This is a genomic window from Olivibacter domesticus (assembly GCF_900109575.1).
Classification (GTDB): domain Bacteria; phylum Bacteroidota; class Bacteroidia; order Sphingobacteriales; family Sphingobacteriaceae; genus Olivibacter; species Olivibacter domesticus.
Window position 1 is genome coordinate 146,115 of sequence record NZ_FOAF01000006.1, and the last position, 12,137, is coordinate 158,251.

Here is a 12,137-nt window from a genome sequence, read left to right on the forward strand (position 1 = left end):
ATTATTTGGCTCTAATTATTTACCTTCTCTTACTAACAGGTCTAATTCCTCATGTCGGCTTATTATTTCTTTAACAGGCCAATTCCACCAAGCCAGTCTTAATAGTTCTTGAATAACATTTTCCTTAAATCGATATTTAATTAATTTTGCCGGACTCCCCCCGACAATGGCATATGCAGGTATATCCTTTGTCACCACGCTATTGGCGCCAACTACTGCTCCCGTACCTATGGTAACGCCACTTAAAATCACGGCATTTGACCCTATCCAAACGTCGTGTCCTATATTAACATCTCCTTTAGAGATTGTATCTTCAATATTATTTTCCAGAATATTTTTATTCAAGTAATACGTGGTAAATCTGTTTACATTATGGTTGTATTCTTGAATGATAACATTCCTTGCTATCGAACAATAATTCCCAATAGTAATTTTATTAATGTTAGTTTCTAAAACAATATTAGGCCCCCATATTGACGTATTTTCACCAATTTCAATCTTTCCGTTCATATGAGCTTTGTAAATTTTACAACCGGCGCCTACAATTATTTCACCACTAATTATTGATCCCTTTAAAGTGATACCTTTACCCAGTTTAATGTTCCGGCCAATTATCACATTAGAATCTAGTAAACTCCTTTTTAGAAAGTGATTGATCCTATTTTTCAATCTAGATATTAATCCCATGAATCTTCTAATTAAATCCTTTTATATATGTTAAGCAATTGATTTGATTATCCCGACAAGTTCAGCTCCCGTTTTGTCGCATGCGTCAATTGCATCTCCTGTTTCGAGGTAATGACTAAACGTTTCAATCCCAATGGGATCAACAATCAGACTCTTAACTCCTAATAATCCAGCTTCTATAATAGAACCCGAATACTTTGAAATATGAAGGAAACAATTCCTTAATATAACTGGCAATGGATAATCTGTCGCTTTTTCTATTTCAAAATTAGAAATATTTAGACCTTCCAACTGTTTTCTAATGCCCTCTTTTCCTTCCATCATCCTTGGATGCAAACGTATCCACCATTGATATTCTGTCGAAGAGAGTTGAATAGCGTCAATTATATTATTTTGCAATTCCCGCTCTTGTAAAGTTACAAGAATAATACGTGTTTCTCTGGGAAAGTAATAAGTGCCATCTTTAGAATATTTATTTACAGCATAATCGATCCATGGGTTGCCTCCATTTATTACAGAGATAAAATTTGATTTTAAAGCCCACTTTTCTATCAAATTAGTAGATGCTTGATCCCAACACCAGAACTTTTGTGGAACATTCCCAAAAAAACCTTTTTTTGGAAGCGTAGAAAAATTATACATCGGATGTAATGGTCCTTGCCCTCCGTGCTGCATATCTATATTGCTAATACCCATAGCATTAGCCGCATAATGCATCCCAAACATAGCATTATCATAGTAACACAGACCAGTTACATTAGCAGGTTTATGCTTTTTAAGAATCATCTTAAAAATACGGGAATAGATTAACACAGAATTGTATTTGGAGTAAATAATATTTTTATAATTATCTGGGAGTTTAATAACATTTGCTTGGACATCTTCTAAAAATGAATCGTAACTAGGAATATGCATTTTATCTTTCCCATGAAACGACTTTATTAAGTAAAAAAAATCATAAAAATCTTGTACAAAAAGAATCTCATTTGAGTTGGAATAGTTTTTTGTAAAGTCTCTAGCACCATATTCAATTTCAAGATGATCTCTGTTTTTGCTTGTATTAATAAGCGGTAAAAAAAACCTATTGATAAACACACCGTCATGTTCTATTCGGTGAGAAGCGGAACCACAATACACATTATTTATAGTGATAGGCTGCTTAAGAACAAATGCAAAAACGGAGCGGAAAGATTTCAAAATATCAAAAGCCTTTTTTATAATGTTACGTCTCTTTCGCTGTATATCGGGTTTGGTTTGGCTTTTATACCACCTAAAAAATATGTCCATTTTAATAATTGGCCAAAGATCTATGTCTCCTATTTTCCATTCATTTACTGGGTATTTTATTTCCATCGTTGAAATAAAATCTATAACATCCTTTCTTTTCATGATAGCCTTATTTTCCTTATAACAAATAATATTACCAACAACATGCTGAAAGAAATGAGAACCTTTGATATTAGTGCCAACTCAACAAGAAAATATGCGGCAAATGTCAAAATTATTGTTAAGCTAAGCCAAAGCAATGGATAATAATTAAGAACTTTCGTTTCTTTATATTCCTTGAGAAAATAACCAGCGTATCCCATATACAATAATGCGATAAATGTTGTAAATGCTGCCATTTTATAGCCAAAAAAACCTATTAAAATAAAATTTAAAATTACATTCACTATACCCGCGATAAATGTTACTTTCAAAAGAACTTTAGTTTTTTCGTTATACATTAATCGGTAATTTGCACCGAAATACATCGGTCTATAGTTGTATGCCATAACAATAACGATCCCCAACGGGTAAACCCTAGATAATTCCTTATTCTTAATTAAAAAATAAAAGATCTCCTTCAACCAAATAGAAAGTAAAAAGGTAAGGGCTAAAAAAAACGCTTGTAAAACAAAGATTAAACTTCTCGCACTTTTTTCATTTTTATTTTTGTAAGCCTGGTTTAACATTGGACCTAATGCCTGCCCAGCGGCAATACCTAGTTTTTGAATTAAATTAGCCACGGTATATGCTGCGTTATATTTACCGATATCTCCTGTATTCACATCTAGAACTTTCATTACTGCACGATCAGAGGTGTCAAGTAAATATGCAGAATAATAATGAGGAACTGTTGGAAGCGAAATTTTTAAGGAATTTTTTATATATCGCAATTTAAAATTAAAAATTGGCGAAAAACCAAGTTTTCGATTAAGAGGCCACCAATACGAAAGTTGATTAAGCATAGTTGATATACAAATAGACCAAAACCACCCCATATAGCCCATTTTGAATCCTGCAATAAATAGAACATTCAAACCAACACTAATAAAACCAAAGATAGCTGATCTTATAGCAACTTGAAATGGTTTTTGACGCAATTGATAGTACATTGTTCCAATTATTGATGTAGGTCCAAAAAATACAATTGGCAGTACATTTAATATTATTATCCCTAAACTGTCCTTAGACGCTTCTGGAGGAATAAAAAAATAGAGGAGAAGTCCTAGTAATACAGAAAAAGGAAAATTCCATAAAATTAAAAAGCCATATATCTGACGCCATGCCCATTTATATTGCCCAGGTGATTTGAAGAAGCTATTTGATAAAATCACATTCAAACCTAAATTTGCTAAAACTGCTATACTTCCTGCAATTGCAGTTATAACTCCATAAACACCAAAATCAATTTCTGAAAGATGTTTCGTTATTATAGGTAACGCAAAAATTCCGGCGATCTTAGATACTTGAGGCGCTAAACCATAAATTGCAGTATGTGAAAATAACTTTTTAAACATTAATTTTTTTCATTCTAATTAACTTTGCAGGCACTCCTCCGTAAATGGACCAAGGCTCTATATCTTTAGTCACCACAGAATTTGCACCCACTACGGCATTTTCTCCAATTCTAACACCCGGATTGATAAATACATTTGCCCCAATCCACACATAATCTTCAATAACTATGTTTCCTCTCTTGTCAGGAGCATTTTTTTTATCTTTAAAATCCCAATTAGGATCTTTTGAACATGTGTACATTCTAACGTTATGGCTGATACTACACCCCTTCCCAATAGTCACTTTTTGTCTCTTGAAAACTTGAATTGTTGAGAGACTTCCAATATACGATCCTTCATCAATAATTAATTCCCCATCACCATAAAACAGTATATTATCACCATTAAATCTAAATGAGTCATGGATGTTGTATTTTCTTCTTAATTCATCTTGGCGTTGTAATTCACTCCAATGCTTTAATTGGTTAAAAATTTTAATCAGGATCCTCTTCATCACTATAATTTATTGTATTCCTATTTAGTAAAAATTCCACATATTCAAAATCGTCTAGTGTATCTATATCTATAGAATTTCTTCTGTCCATAATATAAGCATATGATTTGGCTGTATAATATTTTTCGGTTTCGATTAATGTCCTTTTGAATATATAAATAGCTCCATTTGGAAAAAAACTTGGACGCTCTAATTGTCGGTTGTTGATAGACTCTTCAAAAATATTTTCAAATTTTCCGTCAGGAGTAATGTATTTATGCCACTTTATTGGATGGTGTTCTTGACAATAACTAACAACAGAATCGGCATTCTTTTCATAGAAGATGGAGATAGCTTTGTCTATGTCTAAATTTGTTCTAAGCGGACTAGTAGGCTGTAGTATTACAACACTATCGACAACATCGTCTTTATTTATTTGTAGCCAATTCATTGCGTGTTTATATACATCTACAGAACGGGCTGAATCTGTAGAAAGTTCGGACGGACGCAAGAACGGACACTCTGCACCATACTTAATGGCGATCTTTGCAATCTCGTCACTATCTGTACTAATAATTACGCGTGTAATGTCTTTAGCTTTTAAAGCCGCCTCAATAGTGTAGGCGAGTAAAGGTTTTCCTGCCAATAATTTAATATTTTTGCCAGGCAGTCCTTTTGATCCGCCCCTCGCTGGAATAATCGCTAACATTATTATTAAAACTTAATCTGTTTAATATCCTTTTGTGCCTTCTCAAAGTCTTCATGTTTCCCCACATCTAACCAATATCCTACCAAGGGATATGAAACAACTTTATATTTTTCTTTAATAATTAGTTCCATTAAATCGGTAGTGTTGAAAAATGAATTTGAAGGTATATGTTTGAGAATTTCTTTTTTCATCAAGTAAATTCCACCATTGGAATAATACGTATATGTAGGTTTTTCTTTAAAGTTATGGATTACACCATCGTTTGTTTCCAATACGGCATAGGGAATATCTACGTGATACGGTATCGTCACAACGGAAAAATCCGCGCCTTGCTTTAAGAAATCTAGAAAAAAATGCTCATAGTCTAGATTCGTTAATACATCGGAGTTCGTGATTAATACGTAGTCATGTAAAAAATTATTGATCTTCGAAACGGCACCAATTGTTCCCAATGGCACATCCTCCCACACATATTGTATGTTCACATTACGATCTCCCCCATCTCCGAAATGATTTTCAATCTGCTCTCCTAAATATTTAACGGAAACCCAAAAATCATCGATGCCATATAATGCCAAACGGTCTAAATTGTGCTCCATAATAGGTTTATCACCTACTTTTAATAAGGGCTTGGGTGTGTTGTCTGTTAAAGGTTTTAATCGTTGCCCCCTCCCCCCTGCCATAATAACCGCATCAACAGGTAGATAGGATTTCGTTTCCCTAAAATTAATTACATTAACAATTTTGTTGTCATTATCTAAAATAGGCAGTATTCTAAAACTACCTTCTCTATAAGCAATGACACGTTCAATATCGGCCTCCCCCTTCCGTAAAAATTTGGGGTTGGGTTGAATAATTTCATCAACAGGCTGATCTATGGACAAACCTTTAATTAAGCCCCTCCTTACGTCTCCATCCGTTAATGATCCAACAAGTTGATCTTGCTCATTCACCACAAACATGATGGCATCTCTTGCAAGCAAATCAAGCTGTATTAATGCCGATTTTATACTCGCCCCCGATAAAATTAAATGATCCCGGTAATTTCTCATATCAAATAGTTTTCAAGACACTAAGAACGGTCTCTGCCGTATTTTCTTTATAGTAGATATTAGAACCTGTATAATCTCCTTTGGATAACATTAAATTGGCGGTATCTTCCATAGCAACTGAATTAAACGAACAGTTAAATGTATTTTCACTTTGTGCACGCCCCTTTTGGCGATCACCTACATTGATGACATATTTATTAAAAGAGGCTGCCTCAATAATTCCACTTGATGTATTTCCTAAGAGAAACCTACAGTAAGACATGGCCGAAAAATAATTTATTTTGCCAAAGTTTTCAATCAGTTTCACTTTTTCAGGATATTCTAATTGCAGTTGAACCAATACATCCCTAAAAACGGTTCCCATCGTATCTGCGTTGGGCATTGTAATAACCAGGTCGATCTTTTTTGCTATATTTCTTAATGCTGAAAACATTTGAACAGCATAGACTTTATTCATTCCTGTAGAAACTGTTTCGGGATGAAAGGTGATCAGCACAAAATCACTGGGAATATTAAATGTTGCTCTGAATTCATCTTCGGGTACCAGTTCCATTTCCTGATATCCATCTAAACTTAGGGAACCTACCGTATAAATTCCAACATCGTCTCCCTTAATTGCTTTTACTCTTTCTGAAAATGGTTGGGCTGCCGTAAAATGCAAAGAAGAAGCCAAGCTTATTTGATGTCGGTAAATATTATCCACTGCACCCAGTGTTGTTTCGCCTCCATGAAAATGTGCGAATTTAATATTATAGGGGATACCTGCTTGCACTGCTGCAGACATTTCAAAACGATCTCCCAAACACAATACGAGGTCATAATGATTCGCCCTCCAAAAATCAGCAAATTTCAGATTTGTTAACCCATAGGCTGTAGCGATAGAGGCCTCATCATCATTCGTCAATAAAGAACTAATTGTATGAACATTACGGAAGCCATTTGCCAAAATATTATCAAGCGTATAGCCATGGAACTTAGAAAGATGGGTACCAAAAGCAATGATTTCCAACTCAAAGAAAGGATCCTCCTTTAGTTGATTTAGTAGGGGTAAATAAATGCCAAAATCTGCTCTAGAACTGCTAAGTACGCCAATTTTCATGATAAGTCTGACCAGTTTAGTTTATCAAATGCTTCCTTATCATGTGCAATTGCTCTACCTATTACCCGTTCCCATTCCATGGCAGAAATTCCATCTCCAGGGCGCAATGCTATGATATTATCTTCCGTCAGTATATCTCCTTGTTGCAAGGTTTTACTGAGGTGTATACTTTTTCTCGCAATCTCTTTATTTTTTACTTCACTCTTACTTGGCTCTTTTCTTCCGTTGCCAGCTATCGCTAATTCTATATTTCGAATTGCTTGTACCATTGCTTTTAGCTCCTGGGGTTCTAAAGAAGCTTTATGGTCCGGACCTGGAAGATTTCGGTCGAGGGTAAAATGTTTCTCGATAACTGTTGCTCCCAGTGCAGTAGCAGCAATAGGAACTTCTATACCCAATGTATGATCAGAATAACCGATAGCAACGCCAAATGCGCGACCAATGGTTTTCATTGCTTTTAAGTTTACATCCTCCATCGGCGTAGGGTATTCGGTATTACAATGTAAAACCGTAATACCTTTCCGTTTTATACCGAAGGTACGCAGAACATGAATAGCATCTTCGATCTCTCCCAAAGTTGCCATACCGGTCGAGAGGATCACAGGCTTCCCTAGCTGCGCAATTGCTCTCAGATAAGGATAATTAGTAATTTCCCCGCTGGGTACCTTGAAGCGATCTAAACCAAGTTGGTTTAAATATTTTATGCCTTCTACGTCGAATGCCGTTGAAAAGAACGCTACACCTTTTTGATCGGCGTATTTTATTAGTTCATGATGATCACTATCACTTAACTCTAATTTCTTAAGCATATTAAATTGCGAATCATCCGTATCGCCTATATTTTTTGCTTGGTAATCAGCCTTTTTAGCCTTCGGACTAACAATCGTTTCTGCTTTAAATGTTTGGAATTTTACATAATCTACGCCCGCTTCAACTGCGGCATCAATTAACTGGAAAGCCTTCTGTATATCCCCATTGTGATTAACGCCTGCTTCAGCGATAATTAGTACTTTATTTTTACTCATATTGCTTTTCCTGGATTACCTACAATTGTTTGATTGTCTGGAATGTCTTTTATAATAACGGAACCGGCGCCTATTGTTACATTATTTCCAATTTTGATGCCCTGTTTAACTACCGCGTTTGCTCCAACAAAAGAAAAATCTCCAATTGAAACATTCCCGGCAATTACTGCTCCAGGAGCTACATGCACCGCATTACCTAAATTGCACTCATGTTCAATTATACATCCTGTATTTAGTATACAATAATCACCTAGTTTTGCCTTCGTGTTAATAACAACGTTTTTTGCAATAAAATTACCTAGTCCAATATCTATATGCCGACTTAAATTGGCAGAAAGGCTGATAACATTCACTACAAGTTTATTATACTGTCTGGCACGTAGAGCGACTGCGTTTCTTATATGGTTATCTCCAATACCAAGTATATAGACTAATGGTTTAGACCATCCTTCAAAATTGTCATCTCCTTCAAAGCCTAAATAATCTAACTCAAATAAATTATTTTCAACCGGTTTTTTCTCCGCATAAAACTTTAGCGGCATGCCTGCTTCAATAGCAGTTTCGCCGACTACTAAGCCATGACCCGAATAACCGATTAATACTATATCAGATAACACTACTTGGTATATTTACAATGCGTTCCTCTAAATAAATTGCGTTCTTCTGATCATCCCGCTGGCAATTAACATACATAGGTAAACGAAACATTAATTGCCATATGGGTCGTGTCATTACTTTTTGTGAATTTGTCAATTCCAAAAAAGCATCTCGTTCCATTTTGTCTCCCATTTCCAAAGACATTAACCAATAATTTGCCTCGGTATGCTCGAGTTCCGTTCTAAATTTTATTCCCTCCTTGCCAAAAAAACCAGCATATTCTATAGCTTGTTTCCTTTTAGCTGTTAAGAATCCTTCAAGCTGTTCTAATTGCGCACAAGCTAACGCAGCATTCACATTGGGCATCCTGAAATTATATCCCAGCTCATCATGGAAAAATTCATAAGGGTGTGTTTTTTTCGCGGTAGTGGTTAGGTATTTCCCCTTCTCCCCTATAGCTAAATCATTCGTTACAATGGCCCCCCCCCCACCACAGGTCACCGTTTTATTCCCGTTAAAAGAGAATATCCCTAATTGGCCGAAACTTCCTGTGGGCTTGCCCTTGTAAGTACTACCTAAAGATTCAGCGGCATCTTCCACCATCGGAATGTTCCACTTCTGGCAAACTGCGATTAATTCATCAAGGTGTACGGGAAAACCAAAGGTATGCATTGGTAAGCAAGCGGCGATCCGTTTACCGGTAGATTTATTGTAACATCCATCTTCTCTTACCTCGCCAAATGAATCTAAAAAATCTTCCATTGCTTTCGGCGAAAGCCCCATAGTATCGAGGTCTACATCCAAAAAAATTGGATGGGCTCCATTATAAGCTATTGCGTTGGCTGTTGCAATAAATGTCAGCGCCTGCGTGATCACTTCTTCTCCTTGCTTCACTCCCGCCAATCTTAAGGCTACCTGTAGCGCTGCTGTTCCATTCACCACGGCTACGGCCTTATTTGTCTGGGTGATAGACTGCATCATTTGCTCAAACCGATCTACATATGCCCCAACGGAAGAGACAAAAGTAGAATCAATTGTATCTATTAAATATTCTTTCTCTTTGCCTCTGAAACGAGGCTCATGTAGTGGTATAAAATCTGCAGATTTATAAAAATCGCGAATAAATTCGATAGTATGTTGAAAATTGGCCATGCCTACATCTTTGCATCTAAGTATTTACCTGTTTCTTTATGCCCGAAGTTCGGGATCATCTTATGAAACAAATCTACCATTTCATCTTTGGTCCATGACTTCGATTTCTTCAGTTCTTGGATGGTTGAACTAAACAAAAGAAGTTTATCTTCTTCCACATTTAGTTCATTCTTTATAACGCCTAAATTATCAAAACGGGTCATGTCAAGCACTTCCTTCTCCGTAAAAAACTCTTCAAAGTCCTTTTCTCCAGTGGTATCACTTTCTGTAAACAAGCAGGGCCATTTATTCTCTTGGGGCAATGTTTTCACTAGCTCACGAGCCTCGTCTTCAGATTGACAGATATAGGGCTCATAGCCCAACTCGTTCAAATATTTAACGGCAATATCGGCGAACGTGATCAAATGAAGATTTTCGCTTAATTTTGGGAAAAAGATATCTCTATTTTCTCCAAAAATGCAGGACATTAAACAAAGTTCTCCCGACTCTTTAGGAATAACAAAATAACGTTTGATGTCATTCGGTGCCACGATTGGTTGACGTTTTTGTATCCGTTGATTAAAACCGTGAAGTAAGGAACCGTCCGAGAAAGCTACATTGGCAAACCTAGCAGTTGAAATAGCAATCTCTTTACTCCTACGCATTAAATACATCTCCATAATACGTTTAGAGGCACCCATCATGTTTACGGGATTGGCGGCCTTATCGGTCGATACGCAAAAATATTTTTTAGCCCCTTTATCTATTGATTGTTGAATGGTTTTATCGGTGTTAAACACATTCACTTCAATCATCCGCATTAAGGTGAAGGGATCTTTCTCGCTTCGCACATGCTTTAAAGCAGAAAGATTTAAGACATAATCATATTTTCCGTCTGCTTCGATAAAAGCATCATATTCTAACGATCCGATATCTAAGGCAAAGGTCTGAAAATCTCCATCTATGTATCCGAAAGAACTCCGAATATCCCGAACTAGCTCCACCATATTATTTTCACTGATATCTACTACATGGAGTTTTTTAGGATTTCTTTTAAAGATTTCTTTTGTAACAGCTTGTCCGATTGATCCAGCTCCACCAATAACCAAGAAACTAGACGTTGATACAATCGACTTTAAGTCCTCTTCGTACTGTTGAATATCATTTATAAATAACTCTTGTGTCCTACCAATTAGATCTAAAACGTTCATGTATTTATAGCTTTTTTAGGGTTTACAACCGACCATCAACTAGTGCTCTATCTAAACAAGCTTTCGTGTCAAAAATCACCCCATTGTTCCTTTTGATCTTATTGAAATCGTAGCTTAAGAATTCATTATGAGAAACGGCAACAATAATCGCATCATATACAACACCATCGTCTAATTTACCCAAAATATTCACTCCATATTCATGTTTTACTTCAGCGGCATCTGCCCATGGATCGAATATATCCACCTCTAAACCGAATTGTATTAGTTCATGATAAATATCAACCACTCTTGTATTCCGTACATCAGGGCAGTTTTCTTTAAAAGTAATCCCCATAATTAAGGCCCTCGACCCTTTAATTTTATGATCCTTTTCGATCATGAGTTTTACTACCTTGTTAGCTACGAATGGCCCCATATTATCGTTTACTCGACGACCGGATAAAATAACTTGTGGATGATAACCTAATGATTGTGCCTTATGTGCTAAATAATAGGGGTCCACTCCGATACAGTGCCCCCCCACTAAACCAGGTTTATACTTTAGGAAATTCCATTTAGTTCCAGCAGCTTCGATCACATCATGTGTATCGATCCCGATACGATCGAAAATCAGTGAAAGTTCGTTGACAAACGAAATATTCACATCCCTTTGAGCATTTTCGATTGCTTTAGAGGCTTCAGCCACCTTAATATTAGCGGCCTTGTGTGTCCCTGCTTCAATAATGGAGCGGTATAAATCGTCCACACGCGAGGCTATTTCAGGTGTCGATCCAGAGGTTACCTTTTTGATTTTAGTCAGCGTATTTATTTTATCACCAGGATTAATTCTTTCAGGCGAATAACCCGCATAAAAATCTTTGTTGAATTTTAATCCGGAAATTTTTTCTAAAACAGGTACACAATCCTCCTCTGTACAACCTGGATATACTGTTGATTCATAAATTACAATATCACCCTTTTTCAATATCGATCCCAGCATTTCCGACGCCTTGATCAAAGGTCTTAAATCTGGCGCTTTAAATTGATCGATTGGAGTCGGAACGGTAACGATAAAAGTATTATAATTTTTTAACTCCTCTTTATTTGAAGAAAAACCTAAACCGATTTCACTTTTCTTATCTCTCTTTAAAGAAATAACACCTTTTAGATCGTCTAAATTCGCCTCTTGTGTACGGTCTTTACCTTCACTTAATTCTTGAACACGATCATGATTAATGTCAAATCCTAAGACATCATACTTCTTCCCGAATTCAATTGCTAATGGAAGACCGACATAACCTAAGCCTATGATGGCGATTTTTGCGTTCTGTACAGTTCCGTTTCCGGCTTGTTTGCTCATAAGTATGTATATTATTTGAATTGATTCTA

Annotated in this window: 12 protein-coding genes; all 12 read right to left on the reverse strand. The window is 36.1% G+C overall.

What is annotated here, in order from left to right; genetic code table 11:
- Positions 1–15 precede the first annotated feature (15 nt).
- Genes BMY50_RS19590 through BMY50_RS19645 form a run of 12 tightly spaced genes read right to left on the reverse strand, consistent with a single transcriptional unit; the run spans position 16 to position 12,108 of the window.
- Entirely contained in the window at positions 16–687 is a 672-nt protein-coding gene (locus BMY50_RS19590; protein WP_238383830.1) for a xenobiotic acyltransferase family protein, read from the reverse strand.
- Positions 688–717: 30 nt separating this feature from the next.
- Complete coding sequence (locus tag BMY50_RS19595) at positions 718–2,076, reverse strand: hypothetical protein (protein ID WP_093327879.1); 1,359 nt, start codon at positions 2,074–2,076, stop codon at positions 718–720.
- Positions 2,073–3,470: a lipopolysaccharide biosynthesis protein gene (locus BMY50_RS19600; RefSeq protein ID WP_093327881.1), complete on the reverse strand. Its 1,398-nt coding sequence runs from the start codon at positions 3,468–3,470 to the stop codon at positions 2,073–2,075. The genes BMY50_RS19595 and BMY50_RS19600 overlap by 4 nt, the downstream gene beginning before the upstream one ends.
- Complete coding sequence (locus BMY50_RS28495) at positions 3,463–3,963, reverse strand: acyltransferase (RefSeq protein ID WP_093327884.1); 501 nt, start codon at positions 3,961–3,963, stop codon at positions 3,463–3,465. The genes BMY50_RS19600 and BMY50_RS28495 overlap by 8 nt, the downstream gene beginning before the upstream one ends.
- A complete protein-coding gene (locus tag BMY50_RS19610; RefSeq protein ID WP_093327886.1) occupies positions 3,944–4,651 on the reverse strand; it encodes an acylneuraminate cytidylyltransferase family protein in 708 nt (235 codons plus the stop codon). Before BMY50_RS19610 ends, BMY50_RS28495 begins: the two co-directional genes overlap by 20 nt.
- A gap of 5 nt (positions 4,652–4,656) precedes the next feature.
- A complete protein-coding gene (locus tag BMY50_RS19615) occupies positions 4,657–5,703 on the reverse strand; it encodes a nucleotidyltransferase family protein (RefSeq protein ID WP_093327888.1) in 1,047 nt (348 codons plus the stop codon).
- Position 5,704: 1 nt separating this feature from the next.
- On the reverse strand, positions 5,705–6,802 hold the full coding sequence (neuC, locus tag BMY50_RS19620; RefSeq protein ID WP_093327890.1) for a UDP-N-acetylglucosamine 2-epimerase: 1,098 nt from the start codon (positions 6,800–6,802) through the stop codon (positions 5,705–5,707).
- Positions 6,799–7,827 carry an N-acetylneuraminate synthase gene (neuB, locus tag BMY50_RS19625; protein WP_093327891.1) on the reverse strand — a complete coding sequence of 343 codons (1,029 nt, stop codon included), beginning with the start codon at positions 7,825–7,827 and terminating at the stop codon, positions 6,799–6,801. The genes neuC and neuB overlap by 4 nt, the downstream gene beginning before the upstream one ends.
- Positions 7,824–8,444, reverse strand: coding sequence for an acetyltransferase (locus BMY50_RS19630; protein ID WP_238383831.1), 621 nt, complete (start codon positions 8,442–8,444; stop codon positions 7,824–7,826). Before BMY50_RS19630 ends, neuB begins: the two co-directional genes overlap by 4 nt.
- Positions 8,434–9,576: a LegC family aminotransferase gene (locus tag BMY50_RS19635; RefSeq protein ID WP_093327895.1), complete on the reverse strand. Its 1,143-nt coding sequence runs from the start codon at positions 9,574–9,576 to the stop codon at positions 8,434–8,436. Before BMY50_RS19635 ends, BMY50_RS19630 begins: the two co-directional genes overlap by 11 nt.
- A gap of 2 nt (positions 9,577–9,578) precedes the next feature.
- Positions 9,579–10,766, reverse strand: coding sequence for a UDP-N-acetylglucosamine 4,6-dehydratase (locus BMY50_RS19640; protein WP_093327897.1), 1,188 nt, complete (start codon positions 10,764–10,766; stop codon positions 9,579–9,581).
- Positions 10,767–10,788: 22 nt separating this feature from the next.
- The gene (locus BMY50_RS19645; RefSeq protein ID WP_093327899.1) at positions 10,789–12,108 is read right to left on the reverse strand and encodes a nucleotide sugar dehydrogenase; all 1,320 of its coding nucleotides are present in this window, start codon (positions 12,106–12,108) and stop codon (positions 10,789–10,791) included.
- Between the last annotated feature and the right edge of the window lie 29 nt (positions 12,109–12,137).